The organism is Shewanella sp. MF05956 (genome assembly GCF_059758055.1).
Map to the genome: position 1 here is coordinate 86,000 of NZ_JCAYNV010000011.1, position 17,267 is coordinate 103,266.

Here is a 17,267-nt window from a genome sequence, read left to right on the forward strand (position 1 = left end):
ACTATACCTCTTCCTTAGCAAGCACTTTGGTGCCGACTTTAAAGTGACTTAACGGGCGTTTTACAATTTGCATTGTGGCTGGCATACCCTGTTTCGTGGTTAAAGGCATCACGTATACGAAACCGGCTTTTTCAAAGGCAATCGTGACAGCTGACTTAGCGAGTAGGCTATGTTCGTCAACAAACCAAATGTCGCCTTGTTGCGAAATAGCCGATGAAGGTAATTGCCATAAATTCTCTAATGACTTGCCGTTTATCTGCGTTTTAACAAAGGTACCTGGATACAAATCAGTTTGCTGTGCCAGCGGGTTGTCGACCACCACCACTAATGAACGTTGACGACTCGTTTGGGTTAAATGCTGCTCTACCCGCTCAATATAACCTTGCCATTGATTTAGGCCATCGGTGCTTTGTAACGTCACACTCCAGGGGGTTTTGGCTAACTGGTCGTTATCAAATGCAGGTAAATTTTTCCATTGCTGCTCAGATAAAGGGACGTTGATTTCAACTTCAGCCACACTGTATAAGGTGCCAAGTTGGGTGCCCGTTTGCACATAACTGCCAGGTTGAATATCACGGCTAATAATCAGCGCATCAAATGGGGCGGTAATTTGGGTATAAGCCACATCTTGTTGGGCTTTTTTGAGTCCAAGTTTGGCATTATCCAATGCGGCTTTGGCCTGGGTTAATTGCGGGGTACGCAATACCAGCGGTGATGCTGGCTCGCCAGATAAACCTGAGCGCAACCACTCCGCCTTAGCTTGCTCGCCTTGGCGTTGCTCTTCTAATAAATCGAGTTCAGCTTGCGCTAGGTCGGTTTGCGCTTGAGTTAATGCTTGCTGATAACTGGTGTCATTGATTTGGCCCAGTACCGTGCCTTTTTTGATCACCTGGCCTGATTCAAATTGACGATTTAGCTCAATCACCTTACCGTTCACTTCAGCACTTAAGGTGAGCTCAAAGCGTGGTCTTGCTTCACCAAAACCTATCACTTCTGCCTGGTATTCCTGGCCATTAACGGCCACGACTCCTACTTGAGGTAATAGCGTTGCTGGTGCACTTTTTTCAAGGGGCTTAGCCGGAGTTTCCACTGTGGGTGCTTTTTGATTAGGCCCTGGCGGCATTTTAGAGGCGGTATAACCTAATGCTGCAAAAATGCTGCCCACAGATAAAACAGTGACAATAACGTTCATACGATTAAGTTTCATGCGGATACCCCTAGACCTAATGCCAGGCCTAAATCAATGCGATTAACAAGACGGTTATAAATAGTGGTGGCAAGCTGCGCTTCAATATCATAGGTTTGCTGCTGCACTGTGAGTAGGTCAAAAATATCAACCAAACCCTGACGATACTTTTCTTCGTAACTCACAAAACTACGCTGAGCACTCATTTGTGCCTCGGTTAAATATTGTTGTTGTTTGGCAAGGGAATACTCTTGACCAACGGTGTTTTCAACTTCGTTTACGGCATTGAGTAAGGTGTCTTGATAAACCCAGTAACGCTGCTCAGTGGTTAAGCGAGCCAATTCGGCTTGCGACTTCAATTTTCCACCTTGAAATAACGGTGCAGATAACTGCCCAAGCACACTCCATAGCGGGCCGGTGAGTAATGCATCACTTGGCGACTCTGCCATGTCGGTTAAGCTGGCAGATAAACTGATCGACGGTAACATCGCTTTATAAGCAGCGTCGGTGCGTAATGATTCTGCTTCAATATTATAAAATGCCGTTTTAATGTCTGGGCGGCGGCCAAGATTTTGCTCACCAAGTACACTAATTGGATTGATCACTGCCGGAAATTTCGCTGCGATATCTGCCGCTAAATCCTTGCCAGTCCACTGCCCGGTTAATAAGCTTAAATCACGTTTACTTTGCGCAAGTTGCTCCTGGTAGCTCACCAATGTTGCTCGAGTGCTAGCAGCGCTGGTGTTGGCGTTATCAAGGTCTTCTAAACTGCCTAAGCCCACCCGATAGCGCGCCATAATCAGTGCCTGATTGTTTTCGAGTACCGCTAAACGTTGCGTTTCAATCGCCACTAATTGTTGCTGTAGGCTAATGTCTAACCAACTGCGCATCACATTGGCAACCACTAAATCTTTGGCACTTTGTAAACTGGCTTGTGAACTGGCAATGTCTTTTAGCGCGGCATGACTGCTGTCGGCGATTTTTTGCCATAAATCCAATTCCCAACTGACGGTAATGTCAGTGGTGTAGCTGTCGTCACTGTCTTCTGTTTTTGAGCCGCTAAAGCTCGCATCTACCGATGGTAAACGGCTTGCCGAGGTAATCCCGTGCTGGGCATACGCCATATTTAACGCCACAACGCTTTGTTGCAAACTGGGATTATTTTGCAGTGCTGCCGTGATAAAACGCTGTAATTCAGGCACATTGACCAGATCGGTCAAATTCGCCACTGCAACGACTGAGGATGTAGAGGTATCATCAGCCTTTGATTCAGCCAATAACTGCGCCAATAAACGTTGGCTAACATCGGCCTCCGTTTTGCTCGCTTGGTCACTATAATTGGCATAGTCAACGCTGCTGCAACCCAAAAGGCTCGACACCATCAGCGCAAGCATGACATTACGTACCGCAGGTTTTACCATCATCGACCGCCTCTCCAAAACATGTGTATGACACAATAATGGAACAAGTGTACTGATGGGCTGGTTAAGGAGGGGTTAAGATGGAAAGCAAAGATAAAAAACACACCTAACTAGGTGTGTTTTAGCCACTAAACCAACTTATACTTAATGCCCTTTTAGTCGCCGGCTCAAAGCACTTTGGCTGATCCCCAGTATTTGCGCTGCGGCGGTTTGATTATTCGCAGTGCGACTCATGGCTTCATCGAGTAATGCTTGGTTCATTTGGGCGATGGTCGGCAATGACTTCGGGAAGATAATTCTATCCGCTGGCACTGCTGTTAATGACTTATGTTCATTTATAGCCTCCATAAACGGACTGGTATTAAGGGCTATACCGTCACTTCTGCTTACGGCATCAAATACCATTCCCTTCAGCTCATGTAAATTACCGGGAAAATCATAACTTGCTAACTGAGAGGCCAATTCTGCGGGTTGTATAGGTGCGGGTAAATTCATTTCAGTTGCGGCTAGGGTGATAAAATGATTGATCAACATCGAGATATCTAACTGACGCTCAACCAGTGGCGGTAGTTTAATTTTATGCGCGCGCAATCGATATAAAAGATCGCTTCTAAACTCGCCAGCGTGATGAAGCTTAAGTAAATCATCTTGAGTCGATACCACGAATTTACATTTTACTGGGTATGCGGTGTCACTGCCTAAAGGATAATATTGTTTGTTTTCAAGCAAGGCTAATAATTTCACTTGTGCATCAAGTGGCAGTGCGCCAATTTCGTTAAGATAAAGTACGCCGCTGCCGACTTGATGCAATAAGCCTGCAACCGCTTCAAGTTCACCATTATGGTGATGATACAACTGGCCACACATTTTTTGTTCAAAGTATTCACTGCTAATGCCCGCAAGATTAATGCAGATAAAAGGTTCATTTGGGCTATAAAGCGCATGGCAAGATTTTGCGAACTCACTCTTACCGGTACCGCTCGCACCAGAGATTAACAGCGGTTCAGGGCTACACGATACCGCTTCAAGGTAGCGAAATTGATCTAATAACAACGGCTCACAGGTTAAAATATTATTAAATGCTTGTGGGTTATCTAAGGTGCGACTTAAAAACCTCTCTTTAATGTATAAATAGTTACGCTCAAGCCCAACCACTTCAAGTGCTCGTCGCACTGTCCGTGCGAGGTCGTCGACATTATCTGTTTTAATAAAATAGTCATAAGCGCCATTTTTAATACACCGTACTGCAGTATCCACTTCATTTACCCCAGTAACAATAATGACCCGAGTATTAGGAAAGTCACTGCGGATCATCGCTAAAATGTCTTCACCTGAGTGAAACGGCATCGTAAGATCGACCAATACCAGTGCATAGTCACCCACCTGCAAGCGACTTTGAACCTGGCGACTGTCAATACAGGTGTCAATAACAGCCTCGGGAACCAGGCGGTTTAATGTCACGGCCAGTGTACGTAACCATGCGGCTTCATCGTCGATTAACAGAATATTTCGAGCTAACTTCATTGGTTAAATCCTAGTTTAATGCGCTAAAGCAAACGTTAAGCAAATCCGAGTACCTTGGCCTAACGTTGATAATATTTGCATTTCGCCTTGGTGCTCTTTAATGATTTTACTGCATACCGACAACCCTAGCCCACTGCCACCTTCGTTGCGTCTGGTGGTAAAAAAAGGTTCGGTAATTCTTTTTAATGTTGCGCTATTCATGCCGCAGCCATTATCTACAATACTTAACATTGCCTTATCGTCTTGTACGCTGGTTTCTATGACTATCTCAGCTTGTTGAGCAGTGCAGGCGTTACAGGCATTTTGAATAAGGTTAATTAATACTTGATGCAGTTGCTGAGCATCACCGTTAATACAAGGTGAAAGCTCAGATAATATGATACTAACTTGATGCGTTTTAGTTTGATTTGCCGTTAACCGCTGCGCGACTTGAACAACATCATTTAAACACACGCGGGTATATTCATCGGCTATATGCGGCATGGCATAACGTTTTAAATCATTGACGATTCGGCTAATACGTTTAGCGCCCTCTTCAATGGCGCCGCAACTGTATTGCAACTCGTTGATGGCGACATCGGGATTAAGCCCCGCAATAAGCCAGAAAGGATTTTGTTTTTGATAATGGCTAGCCGCAGGCGCTAAGTCTTTCATCGCCGCACTAAATAACGACACGGCATGGACAATTAATCCAGTGGGGTTATTAATTTCATGGGCTATACCGGCAGATAACTCACCAAGTGACGCTAAGCGACTGGCTTCCTCGTTTGCTTGACGTAACCTGTGCTGCTCGGTTGACTCTTCAAGTAAAATAACCACCTGGTCTTGAGCTATGGGGTGGATTTGTAACTGCCAAAACTGTTGTTGGTAATGCATATCTGCGATAAGCGATTTTTGACTGGATAACACATTAAGCACCGCGGTCTTAAGCACAAAAACGTCGTTGTCTATGTAGTAAAATGCATCTGAGTCTAACAAATGAATATTGTTATCGTTACTCCATAAATGCTGTAAGGCGTGATTAACGATGGTCACGCCATTGGGAATGCCATCGAGCACAGATTGAAACTGTTGTGACAGTTCGGATATCTCGGCTTCAATCAGTTTACGTTGCATCAATTGGGCATTTAGCGCTTTAGCGTGACGGCGTAAACTCGCACTAATAAATCCGGTGTAGACCAACCCTGCTGCAGAAATGAAGGCAACCACAATCGCAAGTGCGAATAGGCGCTTTTCGGTAAAGGTTAAATCGACTTTTTCGCGGCCGGTGCCAAACCATTTATTGACCAGTAAATCATATTCACCCGACAGCTTTAATTGCCTTAATGCATCATTAATTTGCTTCATCTGCCTGGCTTTAGTGGCATTAGCCACAAAATTAAACGCGCCGTAAATTAATGCATCACTAGAGCTTCGTACCGACGGATACAAGGGCTGTAGACGCCGAGCAACAAAGCTTTCGGCAATCACCACGTCGACCTGATTTTTAATCAGCAACTGAAAGCCTGTTTCATAAAGATCAACATCAACCCGATCAAACTTTTGCAGTTTGTCAGACAAAAACACATCAACAAAAGCGCCTTTTTTAATGGCGACACGTTTACCGACTAAATCAGCCCAGTTATTGATTAGCGCCTTACCTTGTAAGGTGTAGGCTTTGGCATGAGTGGCATAAATAGGGTCTGATTGCGCTAACTGACGGTCCATATTTATTGGGCTCACTACCGCAATCACATCAATGTCGCTATTAGGGTTATGCACATCGTTTAACAGTTGCTGAAAACTTTTGCGCCGAACAACAATCCGCGTGCTGGTTAACTGGCCAATTCGGTTCATCAGCTCAACATTGAAGCCTTGATCGACACCATTATTACGCCATTCAAGCGGCGCTGTATTTGAGTGCACGCCAAAAACAATGCTGTCTTGCGCCAGCACTGGCAGAGTCATACAAATAAGGCAAAGCAATATCAATCTCATCCGCTAATGTTACTCATTTAGCCTATTTGAAACTGTGCAGCATTCCGCATATGAGTAAATCATTATGTACTCCGCAATCATTTAACCCACACTGATTTAATCCACGAGTATCTGATCTGCATAAATGTCATCAACGTTAAGCAAATCAGCATTTATCGAAACCAAAATTACTGAAAATCCAACTAAATGTGATCTCGCTCAACATCCGCTATGCAAAATTGCATATACCTCTTTGTAGCTATGCATGTTTGCATAGTGAGTTTTAGAGCTTGTGATTAAGCAGTCATTTATCTCTACATAATCACCTATCACATTGCAGATTTTACGATCATGGGTAAAACTAAATGTGAGCAAATAAATAACCAGGTCGGGATAATCAATTCGACCCACATTTAGCCGTATTTGTAGCGTGGAGTGATGATCACTTCTGCCTTGATAAAACAAAAATAAGACTTCTATCATTAATTGGCTTATCGCCGTTAAGGCATAGAAGGGGGAATCAACATGAAAAAGATGAAAATTGCAGTCTGTCTAGCCACGTTAATGGGTACCGCAGGCCTAATGGGTAATGCCGTAGCCGCTGACAACTTAGCCGACTTCCATGTACAAAACCAAGAATGTGATAGCTGCCATACAGCAGATGGTGAACTCTCAAATGACAGCTTAACTTATGAAAATGCGCAATGTGTATCGTGCCACGGCACATTAGCAGAAGTGGCAGAAACTACAAAACATGAACACTACAATGCCCACGCCTCTCACTTTCCTGGCGAAGTGGCTTGTACTTCATGTCACAGCGCTCACGAAAAATCGATGGTCTATTGTGACTCTTGCCACAGCTTCGACTTTAACATGCCATATGCTAAAAAATGGCAACGTGACGAACCAACTATTGCAGAATTAGCCAAAGACAAAGCAGAACGCCAAGCAGCACTAGCAAGTGCACCACGCGACACAGTTGATGTGGTTATTGTCGGTTCTGGTGGTGCTGGTTTCTCTGCTGCGGTAGCAGCACATGACAGCGGCGCTAAAGTAATTTTGATTGAAAAAGAACCCGTGATTGGTGGTAATGCTAAGTTAGCAGCCGGCGGCATGAATGCAGCCTGGACTGACCAACAAAAAGCCAAAAACATAACTGACAGCCCAGAGTTAATGTACAAAGACACCATGAAAGGTGGCCAAAACATTAACGACCCAGCTTTAGTTAAGATTCTAAGCTCACATTCTAAAGACTCTGTTGATTGGATGACAAAAATGGGTGCCGACTTAACCGACGTTGGCATGATGGGCGGCGCATCAGTTAACCGTTCACACCGTCCAACCGGTGGTGCTGGTGTAGGTGCTCATGTGGTACAGGTACTTTACGATAATGCGGTTAAACGTAACATTGACTTACGCATGAACACTCGCGGCATTGAAGTACTTAAAGATGATAAAGGCAGTGTAAAAGGTATCCTCGTTAAAGGGATGTATAAAGGTTACTACTGGGTTAAAGCTGACGCGGTTATTTTAGCAACGGGTGGTTTCGCTAAAAATAATGAACGTGTTGCTAAGCTAGATCCTTCGTTAAAAGGCTTTATTTCTACTAACCAACCTGGTGCTGTAGGTGATGGTTTAGATGTCGCTGAAAATGCAGGTGCAGCGTTAAAAGATATGCAATATATCCAGGCGCATCCAACACTGTCTGTTAAAGGTGGTGTGATGATTACCGAAGCGGTACGTGGTAATGGTGCGATTTTGGTTAACCGTGAAGGGAAGCGTTTCGTTAACGAAATCACGACTCGTGATAAAGCCTCTGCAGCCATCTTAGAACAAACAGGTAAAACAGCTTATTTGATTTTTGATGACTCTGTACGTAAGTCTCTGTCTAAAATTAACCAATATGTCGGTTTAGGTGTGGCTCCATCGGCTGACAGCTTAGCGAAATTGGGCAAAATGGAAGGTATTGACGGTAAAGCATTAACTGAAACTGTCGCCCGCTACAACAGTTTAGTCACCAGCGGTAAAGACACTGATTTTGAACGTGCAGACTTACCACGCGCACTAAACGAAGGTAACTACTACGCTATCGAAATCACACCCGGTGTACACCACACTATGGGTGGCGTGATGATCGACACTAAAGCCGAAGTGATGGATGCTAAAAAACAGGTTATTCCTGGTTTATACGGCGCGGGTGAAGTAACCGGTGGTGTTCATGGCGCTAACCGCTTAGGAGGCAATGCGATTTCAGACATCATTACCTTCGGTCGCTTAGCAGGTGAAGAAGCAGCAAAATACGCTAAAAAGAACTAAGCAATATCGAATTAACTGATTTGCTAGTATCAGTGAAGCCACAGCTCAATGCTGTGGCTTTTTTTATGTTTATACCTATTCCATTGGTCGTATAGAGCTAAACACTCATGCTTAGTTTTTGTTGCTGGCGCCAATGAGACTGCATGATGGGTATGGTAAAGCCATAGCATAAGACCACGATTAATGGCTGAATTTGGAAGCTTAATTCTGGCCAAAGTTGAAAGGCTACAACACAGGCAATAGTGCGAACAATAGCGTGAACTATGGCCACTTTTTGCGCGGCAATCACGCCATGAACTAGCCACATCAATCCCGTCTGAATCGCTAATACAAAAGGTAATGCGAGATAATTTTCCATAAAAAATGGAATGCTGATGCCAAAGGTTAAAAAGCTCATCCCTACCGCAGCCAGAAATACATTTTCAAACCAATTACGGTTAGCTTTTTTCTTAAACGAGATATTCTCACCTGTTAGTCGAGACACTCCCATAGCCAAATACACAATAGAACCGGTGCCAATAAAAACCGCTAACACTAACTGCGATGGCGGTAATATAAAACTGAGCACAAACAATACACTCCAAACAATCATGCCAGATAACGGCATCGCTAACGCGCGTAGTTGACGGTACTCAATTAACTGCTGGTCCAATGATTTATGTTGCATGATAAAGCCTCCTTGTTGGTATGGATTTATTATCAGCAAAACACTCATCGAGCAGTAGTGTGCTTTGTCAGCAATACGCCATGACAAATGTCATCTGTTGCAACTGTCTTAAAGGCAGGATTTTTAGCCATAAAAAAGAGCACCTAGGTGCTCTTTCGATAAACTTACCGCGTTCATTCCCTGTTACGGTTATAACTGCTCAGTAAATCGTTGGCTAAACTCTTGAATACGCTTTGCATTTACACCCGCATCGCCAATGCCGATACGTGACACACTGCGTAAATCAATGCGACTACCCTGCTCTGAACTCGTCACAACGACAACAATATCGTCAGCAAAATTGAAAAATGGCGTTCTCGCTGTAGCTTCAAAACGCAGTGTTTGCGGTTGTTGCTCCACAATAATCCAGTCCATTTCGTTGGCGATACTGAGTGCTTTTTTAAACGCCGCATCGGAACTTAACTCCGACATAATAGGCTTGATATAAGGAAAGGCTTTTAGCTGCTGCGCAGCAATTTCAGCCCCGCCGTAAACTAAAGTATTTTTAGCGCCTATTCGGCTGTCGGTTAAAAACACAAATTGCGGCGGTGCATCAGTATTTGTCGTAATATCATGAATAGGAGGGTACTTTACTGGCTCGATAATAAGCCCCTTCAACATGGGCGACAACATCGCAATCCCCAATACCAATGCTACGACTGACTTTGCAGTGCCTCGCGCTTTAGGGCTGTCAGTCTTAATCATCATACCGCTGACTAAACTGATTAGCGCCAATGCCACCACTATATATCCGAGCACATTGTGATATTTACGGCTCGCAATAAAGCCCGTTATTGGGTCCCATAGTCCCATCGACGAACCAAAAATCATCACACCAGCCGCGATGACCGCAACCAATGCAACTACCAACGCAATATGACTAATAACATTTTTTTGCATTACATCCATCCTGTAAAAGAAACTTATGATTTATAACTATATTGACCTGCATTTTTGAGAAATAATTTCTGCTCTCACATAAAAAGGTAAAAAATGGTACTGTTACGACTCTATATAACAAATATCAGCACATTGATTATTCAGTAATACTTATATGCTATTCAAATTTGTATCCACCGTATTGTTAGCGTTATCTTAAATTTTTCTTATTTTTTCATACAAATAGGTACCAACGATGATAAAGCAGGCTTCTAAACAATCTGGCTTCACACTCATTGAACTCGTCGTAGTCATTATTATTTTAGGCATTCTTGCTGTCACTGCGGCACCTCGCTTTCTAAGTTTAAGCTCCGATGCAAATAAGGCGGCACTTCAATCAATGGGAGGTGCTATCAAATCAGCAGCCAATTTAGTGTACGCTAAATCTGTCATTCAAGGATTACAAAACAATGCTAAAACAACGATAGATATCGATGCAGATGGGATTGATGATTTAGAAATTTCATACGGATACCCAAGTGCTAATAGAAATAATAGTATTTCAAAAATTATGGGAAGTGGCTTCGACAATGATTGGACTTGGTCAACAACCTACGGTGATACTCGTTTTTGGTTAACCACTGCATCATTAGGTGGACGTTCTGGCGTTTACGTAAATCAAACAGCGGTATTAAACAGTGGATGCTACATACTTTATGATCCGGTGACCACAATAGGTTCAAGTCCAAAAATATCTTACGTTACAACTGATTGCTAATAAAATAATATGACTAATTTAAACCTCAATATCTTTGTTTTCGATATTGAGGTTATCTGCTGCAAAGTAAAAACGCCTCCTACCAACCAGAAATAAATACATATCAAAACCTTACAAAAAAAGTAAGATTTACCTACAAAAAACACCTCTCTATATACCTACTTCAACGCCATCCCAAACAAGCATAAAATTAATATATTCAACACAACAACCAAACTAGTTGACATAATCAACAACATTGAATATAGTTGACTAAATCAACCTAATTCATTTCCATTTTAATCACTTGAGAAACAAAATGCATGCACAACCCGTTATGCCATTAACCCAAGTAGGCCCAACGAAAACCCCGATCATTTATAAAGTGCTAGTGGTGTTTGCCATGATGACCTTCATGGGCGGTTCACTCATTGGTTTAATGACCTATATCAACATCGGATATAGCGAGATGTTTTTCAATGATTGGTTAACATCATTCCTATTTGCGGCAGTAACCGTGATGCCTGCGGGATTTATCTTAATGGCTTTGTTAACTCAAATTGTTGAAAAGTGGCTACCTGATACCAGCGAGAAAAAGCGCAACATTATTGTCGGGCTGTTTATGGCACTGACGATGGAGTCTGCAATGGCCTTATCGACTTCGATTAATAATATTGGCTTTAACAGTTATTCTGCACTGTTTAGCCACTGGCTTGATGCGCTACTCGCCGCGCTGCCATTAGGCTTAACGTTAATGGTGATTACATCATTAACCATCAAACCTAAAATTGAACGATTTTTAAAAAGTTAACTTATTTACCCATAAACTTATTTACCCATAAACTTATTGAGGAATTCAGCATGAGCAAAGAAAACCAATATCGAATTACCGTCGAGCAAATTAATCCAGATAACGAAGCCGCTCAACCATTACAGTTTGAATTCCAAGACCGAGAAGATCTGTTTAAACTCGTTGAGAACCTTAAAAAAGGCAGTGGACTCCCGGAGTCAGAAGCCACTATCTTAAGTGTTGGTTTACGTTTGTTAGGCCCATTAATGATGCAAAACCGTAAACACCCGCTGTTTATCGATTTTATGCCGCACTTTAAAACATTTATGCAAAACTTAAAAACCACCATTAAAAGTGCACTGAGTTAATCGTTCATTATTTATGGCTAAATACCCAGTATTGAACACTATACCCCACGGGTTTATAACAACATAAACCCTGCATTGGGGTCTATATCCAAACGGCGCATGGTACGAATAAGGTTGCTTCGGTCAAGTTTTAACGTTCTGGCTACCGCAGCCAAATTACCGCGCTCTTTAACTAATATCGCTTGAATAATTTGGCGCTGATACTCATCGGTTGCATCGCGTAGCCCGTAAATTTCTGCATCTGCTAATGCAATTGATGAAGGATTATCAACGCTGTGCGTTATAACTAACTCTGATGTAACTTCTGGTTGATGTGCAGCAAACTCCATTCCAAGATGCGCACAATTAATGCTAATAATGCTGGCAAGACGACCTTGCTCGCTTATTGCCCTTAATGCTGCCCGACTCAACAGATGCTCTAACTCACGTACATTTCCAGGCCAATCATATTGCATAAGCTGTTCGATTGCCGTTTGCTGTAATCTCAGTTTGGCTACGCCCAATTGATGCTGACTTTTTTCTAAGAAATATCCAGCCAGTAAAATAACGTCTTTACCGCGTTCGCGTAAGGGCGGCACAGGCAAAGGATAAACACTCAAACGATGATACAAATCAGCCCTAAAACGTCCTTCTTTCACTTCTTGCTGTAAATGGCGATTAGTTGCCGCCACAATCCGAACATCGACGACAATGATCTTGTCACTACCGACGCGTTGAATTTCACCATTTTGCAGTGCCCGCAATAACTTAGCCTGTACAGCTAATGGCAGCTCGCCCACTTCATCTAAAAATAACGTGCCACCATCAGCCAGTTCAAAACGACCACAGCGATCGTTCACCGCCCCAGAAAAAGCCCCTTTAACATGACCAAACAATTCACTTTCTACAATGCTTTCAGGTAATGCTGCGCAATTGATTTGTACCAGGGGTTGTAGATTACGCCGTGATTGTTGATGAATACTCTTCGCGACTAACTCTTTACCCACGCCGGTTTCACCGGTAATCAACACCGACAAATCACTGCTGGCGACTGTATCTATATCGGCTTGTAATGCGTTTATAGCCGCACTCTTACCAATAATCGTTGAGGGGCCAAGGGTTGCCTGAGCAACTTGATGGCTTTGCTCAATTTTGGCCTCAAGTGCTTCAATATATTCGCTGGTTTTAATCGCCGCGGCCACCCCAGCAATATACGCTCGGGTTTCTGTAGGATTAAGTGCATCAAAACTGCCCGCCTGCATCGCATCGAGGGTGAGTACGCCCCACACTTTGCCATCAACATAAATAGTGCTACCCATACAGTCATGTACGTGTAACTGCTCACTGCCGTCGTCCACCAAACCGTCATAAGGATCGGCTAGGCTGGAGTCGGCATCAAAACGCGTAATGTGTGGGCTGGCGAGTATTTGTTGTAATCGCGGATGATGATGAATAGAAAACTGCCGAGCAAGCGCTTCTTGTTTGAGCCCAACCACCGCGACAGGCACCAAATAATCTTGCTTGAGTTTTAATAACGCCACGGCATCACAAGGAATAGCACGTTGAATCGCTTTAATAAGTCGTAAATAACGTTCCGATTTAGCCAGATCGCGATTTAAATCTTCTACAATATCAATGAAAGGAGAAATATTCATAGCAAGTCAAATTAACCTAATTTAGGTTAATTTGACACACTTAATGATCTAGGTCAATTTAACCTTTAACTATATTACCGTATATAAAACAATTAGATAAATATTGGCACGTTATGTGTAATACGAGAGTATCGCAGATAAATAATTGAAGTTTATCGCAATTTAATCCCAGAAGGACTCATCAATGTTAGACACTGCAACCGTACAAATTATTAAAGCCACAGTGCCAGCACTGCAAATTTACGCTAATGACATCACTAGCCATTTTTATCCTTTATTGTTTGCTCAGCACCCTGAAGTGCTGCCGTTTTTTAATCAAACTAACCAAGGTAAAGGCACCCAGCCTAAAGCATTAGCGAACGCAGTAATTGCCTATGGCGCCAATATTGATGAACTCGGTAACTTAAGCGACGCTGTGAGCAAAATTGTACAAAAACATGTTGCATTAGGTATTTTACCTGAGCAATACGACGCAGTGGGCAGCTGCTTATTACAAGCCATTAAAGCCGTATTAGGTGATGCCGCCACAGATGAAGTGATTGATGCATGGGCCAAAGCATACGGCCAATTAGCCAATATCTTGATTGCTGCAGAAGAGTCTATTTACACGGCCAACGAGCAAAAAGAAGGTAGCTGGCGCGGCGAGCGTGAGTTTATTTTAGTGAAACGTGAAGATGAAAGTTCACTGATCACCTCATTTTACTTTCAGCCTTTTGATAACCAAGGCTTACCCGATTTTGAAGCTGGACAATTTTTAACCATCGTGTTTGACGACATTGATGGTATTTCAATGCGTCGTAATTACAGCTTGTCTGATGCAGCAGGCAAAGATTACCTCAGAATTAGCGTGAAACGAGAGCCAAATGGCATAGTATCCAGCCATTTACATAATAATATTCAACTTGGTGATAAAGTGAAGTTACGCGCACCGAGCGGTGACTTTACCTTACGTAAAAATGCAAAACCATTAGTGTTGCTCACTGGGGGCGTCGGTATTACGCCCGCCATCAGCATGCTCAATACAGCAGCAGGTTCTGGCCGTGATATTCGCTTTATTCATGCCGCGATTAACAGCGACGTGCACGCCTTTAAGCAGCATGTAGATACTCTTGCCGCTACCAATAGCAACATTACACCACTATACATTTACAGCCAGCCACAAGCGCATTGCCAACCGCATGCCACTGGGTTTATTGACGCCTCAATCATTGAAGCGCAATTACCGGCAGACCGCGATGTTGAGTTTTATTTACTCGGCCCTGTTGGGTTTATGAAAGCCGCTTTAGCTATCGCCACTAGCCTAGGTGTACCAGCAAGCCAAATTCATTATGAATTCTTTGGCCCAGCGGAATCATTAACCGCTTAACAGAGCCACAGCATCACCCTTGAGCTGAGCGATGAGAGATCAAAAAAGCCCTGACATGACTGTCAGGGCTTTTTGTTAATTCGTTGTTCTAAATCGAATTAGAATGGAATATCGTCATCCCAACCTTCATCCAAATCTGGAGTAAAGTTTTGTGCAGGCTGTGGCGCTGGGCGTTGAGCCGGTGCATTTTGTGGTTGGAAGTTACCTTGTGGAGCAGCTGCAGGCTTAGGCGCATAAGCAGGCGCTTGTTGCGCTGGAGCTGGCTGCTGATATCCACCTTGTTGGCCCGCATTTGACTGGCCCTGGTAAGTGTTGGTATTGCCAGCCGGTGCAGCTTGGTTATACTGCGGACGTGGAGCAGGTGCTGCGCCTGGAGCTGCTGGAGCTGGACGAGACTGCTGACCCATGCTTTGCTGACCTTGGCTTGGGTTTTGGTTGTACTGACTTTGACCTTGACCCTGGCTTTGATTGTACTGACCTTGACCACCAGCGTTATCGCCACCCGCATTGCGACCGTCTAGCATTTGCATTTCCATCGCATTGATTTCGGTTTTGTAACGGTCTTGACCGGTTGCTTGGTCTTGCCACTTACTGGTCTGCAATTTACCTTCTAGGTAAACCTTAGAGCCTTTCTTTAAATACTCACCCGCAATTTCAGCAAGACGACGGTACATAACAATATTGTGCCATTCAGTGCGCTCTTGCACTTGACCTTGTTGGTCTTTCCACGACTCACTTGTCGCTATTGTAAAGTTGGCTACGGCATTGCCGTTTGGCATGTAACGAACCTCAGGATCTTTACCTAAGTTACCGACCAAAATCACTTTATTCACACCACGACTAGCCATCGAAATCTCCTGAGATTTTTATCTGTTTACTTTATCTGAATTTATTTTATCTGAATTCTAACGAAATGATCTACACGACCTGTTGCACAGAGCCTAACACAGCTCGGGCTTCGCTTAAATTGAATTTATCATCGGCCTTTAAATAAGCGACCTTCTCTTCAAGCACCACAATGGCTTCAACTACACCTGCCAATTGCGATAATTCGGTGGCCATAATTTGAGCATCATTTTTATCTTTTATATTGGCTTCAAGGGTATAGCTTTTTAATAACACCGGTTTTTGCATACCAATCGTTAATAACAGCCACACAAACATCAGCCCTAATGCGACAAAAAACACACCAGAAGCACCCACTAATTGATAAGCTCCACCGCCTAACATACCACCACAAAATGCACCTAAAAATTGGCTGGTTGAATACACGCCCATCGCGGAACCTTTTTCACCGACAGGGCAAAATTTTGCAATTAAACTCGGTAACGAGGCTTCTAGATAATTGAAGCCAGTAAAAAACAACACAATTGCCGCACTTAACATCCAAATGTTATCAGCAAAAACACCCATAATGGCCAATGAAAGCATCATAATCACTAATGATAACTGGAACATCGTTTTAGTGTTGTTACGCTTAACGCCAATGATGATTAACGGCACCATTAAAAAGAATGCGCCGACAAATGCAGGGAAATACAGCATCCAATGTTTTTCTTTGACCAAACCGGCATCCACTAAATCTAGCGGTAACGCAACAAACACCGCGGTTAATACCAAATGCAGAATGAAAATACCGGCGTCTAAACGAAACAGCTGCGGGTCTAGCAACATACGTTTTAATTTAGTTGGGGTGGCAACAGTGTCACCTTTTGGCGCTTGAGTAATTGGGTTAGGTACAAAAAACTGCACGATTAACATGCCTAATACTGCCAACACGGCGGTTAGAAAAAACAACCCCGTTAAACCCATATATTGCGCCACAATTGGCCCAACTAATAACGACAGCGCAAACGAGAATCCGATACACATGCCTATTACGGCCATGACTTTCGTGCGTTGTTCATCGCGGGTTAAGTCGGCGGCTAAGGCTAATACGGCGGCGGCAATCGCGCCCATACCTTGTACTGCGCGGCCAAATACCACACCGTAAATATGATCTGATGAGGCAGCAATCAAACTACCAATGGCAAATAACACCAAACCGCCTAAAATAATCGGTTTGCGGCCATACTTGTCTGACAAAATCCCCATTGGAATTTGCAACACTGCCTGAGTCAGTCCATAAGCACCAATAGCAATACCCACCCATAACGGTGAAAAGCCCTCTAGGTGCTGACCATACAAGGCGAAGACAGGCATGATCATAAACAGCCCCATCATTCGTAAACCAAACACACTGGCTAACGAAAAAGCGACCTTTTTTTCCATACCCGACAGTCCATTACTGGCCATGCAATTGCCCTTCGAAAAATGATTCAATAAAATGATTAGCTGCGCATATTATCACAGCGCCATAAATTA

General features: G+C 43.4%; 14 protein-coding genes. 5 read left to right on the forward strand and 9 right to left on the reverse strand.

Going from position 1 to position 17,267, the window contains the following annotated elements; genetic code table 11:
* Window position 1 precedes the first annotated feature (1 nt).
* The 4 genes from AC19MX_RS13445 to AC19MX_RS13460 all read right to left on the reverse strand — a co-directional run bounded on the left by AC19MX_RS13445 (window position 2) and on the right by AC19MX_RS13460 (window position 6,108).
* Window positions 2-1,207 carry an efflux RND transporter periplasmic adaptor subunit gene (locus AC19MX_RS13445; protein WP_498298700.1) on the reverse strand — a complete coding sequence of 402 codons (1,206 nt, stop codon included), beginning with the start codon at window positions 1,205-1,207 and terminating at the stop codon, window positions 2-4.
* Window positions 1,204-2,610 (reverse strand): TolC family protein, encoded by a 1,407-nt coding sequence (locus AC19MX_RS13450; RefSeq protein WP_498298702.1) that lies wholly within the window; start codon window positions 2,608-2,610, stop codon window positions 1,204-1,206. The genes AC19MX_RS13445 and AC19MX_RS13450 overlap by 4 nt, the downstream gene beginning before the upstream one ends.
* 141 nt (window positions 2,611-2,751) lie before the next feature.
* A complete protein-coding gene (locus tag AC19MX_RS13455; RefSeq protein WP_498298704.1) occupies window positions 2,752-4,131 on the reverse strand; it encodes a sigma-54-dependent transcriptional regulator in 1,380 nt (459 codons plus the stop codon).
* A 15-nt stretch (window positions 4,132-4,146) separates the two neighbouring features.
* The gene (locus AC19MX_RS13460) at window positions 4,147-6,108 is read right to left on the reverse strand and encodes an ATP-binding protein (protein ID WP_498298705.1); all 1,962 of its coding nucleotides are present in this window, start codon (window positions 6,106-6,108) and stop codon (window positions 4,147-4,149) included.
* A 504-nt stretch (window positions 6,109-6,612) separates the two neighbouring features.
* Here AC19MX_RS13460 and AC19MX_RS13465 point away from each other — a divergent pair.
* Window positions 6,613-8,403, forward strand: coding sequence for a flavocytochrome c (locus AC19MX_RS13465; RefSeq protein ID WP_498298707.1), 1,791 nt, complete (start codon window positions 6,613-6,615; stop codon window positions 8,401-8,403).
* A gap of 97 nt (window positions 8,404-8,500) precedes the next feature.
* On the opposite strand, the gene AC19MX_RS13470 is transcribed toward AC19MX_RS13465, so the two are convergent.
* Together AC19MX_RS13470 and AC19MX_RS13475 are read right to left on the reverse strand one after the other, a co-directional pair.
* On the reverse strand, window positions 8,501-9,070 hold the full coding sequence (locus tag AC19MX_RS13470; protein ID WP_498298709.1) for a DUF7010 family protein: 570 nt from the start codon (window positions 9,068-9,070) through the stop codon (window positions 8,501-8,503).
* Between the two features lie 189 nt (window positions 9,071-9,259).
* Complete coding sequence (locus AC19MX_RS13475) at window positions 9,260-10,009, reverse strand: DUF1499 domain-containing protein (RefSeq protein WP_498298711.1); 750 nt, start codon at window positions 10,007-10,009, stop codon at window positions 9,260-9,262.
* Between the two features lie 235 nt (window positions 10,010-10,244).
* Between AC19MX_RS13475 and AC19MX_RS13480 the strand changes: the two genes are divergently transcribed.
* The 3 genes from AC19MX_RS13480 (at window position 10,245) to AC19MX_RS13490 (ending at window position 11,903) form a co-directional block, all read left to right on the forward strand.
* Complete coding sequence (locus tag AC19MX_RS13480) at window positions 10,245-10,766, forward strand: type II secretion system protein (RefSeq protein ID WP_432400932.1); 522 nt, start codon at window positions 10,245-10,247, stop codon at window positions 10,764-10,766.
* Window positions 10,767-11,064: 298 nt separating this feature from the next.
* Window positions 11,065-11,556: a DUF2798 domain-containing protein gene (locus AC19MX_RS13485; protein WP_498298713.1), complete on the forward strand. Its 492-nt coding sequence runs from the start codon at window positions 11,065-11,067 to the stop codon at window positions 11,554-11,556.
* 50 nt (window positions 11,557-11,606) lie between these two features.
* Window positions 11,607-11,903: a DUF3861 domain-containing protein gene (locus tag AC19MX_RS13490; protein ID WP_432400928.1), complete on the forward strand. Its 297-nt coding sequence runs from the start codon at window positions 11,607-11,609 to the stop codon at window positions 11,901-11,903.
* A 53-nt stretch (window positions 11,904-11,956) separates the two neighbouring features.
* Here the strand turns inward: AC19MX_RS13490 and norR are convergent, their stop codons facing one another.
* A complete protein-coding gene (gene norR, locus AC19MX_RS13495) occupies window positions 11,957-13,537 on the reverse strand; it encodes a nitric oxide reductase transcriptional regulator NorR (protein ID WP_498298715.1) in 1,581 nt (526 codons plus the stop codon).
* Window positions 13,538-13,721: 184 nt separating this feature from the next.
* On the opposite strand from norR, the gene hmpA reads away from it, so the two are divergent.
* Window positions 13,722-14,903 carry an NO-inducible flavohemoprotein gene (hmpA, locus tag AC19MX_RS13500; RefSeq protein WP_498298717.1) on the forward strand — a complete coding sequence of 394 codons (1,182 nt, stop codon included), beginning with the start codon at window positions 13,722-13,724 and terminating at the stop codon, window positions 14,901-14,903.
* Between the two features lie 98 nt (window positions 14,904-15,001).
* On the opposite strand, the gene AC19MX_RS13505 is transcribed toward hmpA, so the two are convergent.
* Both AC19MX_RS13505 and AC19MX_RS13510 read right to left on the reverse strand, forming a co-directional pair.
* Window positions 15,002-15,751 (reverse strand): single-stranded DNA-binding protein, encoded by a 750-nt coding sequence (locus AC19MX_RS13505; RefSeq protein ID WP_432400922.1) that lies wholly within the window; start codon window positions 15,749-15,751, stop codon window positions 15,002-15,004.
* 70 nt (window positions 15,752-15,821) lie between these two features.
* Window positions 15,822-17,198: an MFS transporter gene (locus tag AC19MX_RS13510; RefSeq protein WP_432400920.1), complete on the reverse strand. Its 1,377-nt coding sequence runs from the start codon at window positions 17,196-17,198 to the stop codon at window positions 15,822-15,824.
* Window positions 17,199-17,267: the final 69 nt, after the last annotated feature.

Coding starts and splice junctions, on each gene's coding strand:
- AC19MX_RS13445 (WP_498298700.1), bottom strand. CDS start 1,207: ATGAAACTTAATCGTATGAACGTTATTGTCACTGTTTTATCTGTGGGC.
- AC19MX_RS13450 (WP_498298702.1), bottom strand. CDS start 2,610: ATGATGGTAAAACCTGCGGTACGTAATGTCATGCTTGCGCTGATGGTG.
- AC19MX_RS13455 (WP_498298704.1), bottom strand. CDS start 4,131: ATGAAGTTAGCTCGAAATATTCTGTTAATCGACGATGAAGCCGCATGG.
- AC19MX_RS13460 (WP_498298705.1), bottom strand. CDS start 6,108: ATGAGATTGATATTGCTTTGCCTTATTTGTATGACTCTGCCAGTGCTG.
- AC19MX_RS13465 (WP_498298707.1), top strand. CDS start 6,613: ATGAAAAAGATGAAAATTGCAGTCTGTCTAGCCACGTTAATGGGTACC.
- AC19MX_RS13470 (WP_498298709.1), bottom strand. CDS start 9,070: ATGCAACATAAATCATTGGACCAGCAGTTAATTGAGTACCGTCAACTA.
- AC19MX_RS13475 (WP_498298711.1), bottom strand. CDS start 10,009: ATGCAAAAAAATGTTATTAGTCATATTGCGTTGGTAGTTGCATTGGTT.
- AC19MX_RS13480 (WP_432400932.1), top strand. CDS start 10,245: ATGATAAAGCAGGCTTCTAAACAATCTGGCTTCACACTCATTGAACTC.
- AC19MX_RS13485 (WP_498298713.1), top strand. CDS start 11,065: ATGCATGCACAACCCGTTATGCCATTAACCCAAGTAGGCCCAACGAAA.
- AC19MX_RS13490 (WP_432400928.1), top strand. CDS start 11,607: ATGAGCAAAGAAAACCAATATCGAATTACCGTCGAGCAAATTAATCCA.
- norR (WP_498298715.1), bottom strand. CDS start 13,537: ATGAATATTTCTCCTTTCATTGATATTGTAGAAGATTTAAATCGCGAT.
- hmpA (WP_498298717.1), top strand. CDS start 13,722: ATGTTAGACACTGCAACCGTACAAATTATTAAAGCCACAGTGCCAGCA.
- AC19MX_RS13505 (WP_432400922.1), bottom strand. CDS start 15,751: ATGGCTAGTCGTGGTGTGAATAAAGTGATTTTGGTCGGTAACTTAGGT.
- AC19MX_RS13510 (WP_432400920.1), bottom strand. CDS start 17,198: ATGGCCAGTAATGGACTGTCGGGTATGGAAAAAAAGGTCGCTTTTTCG.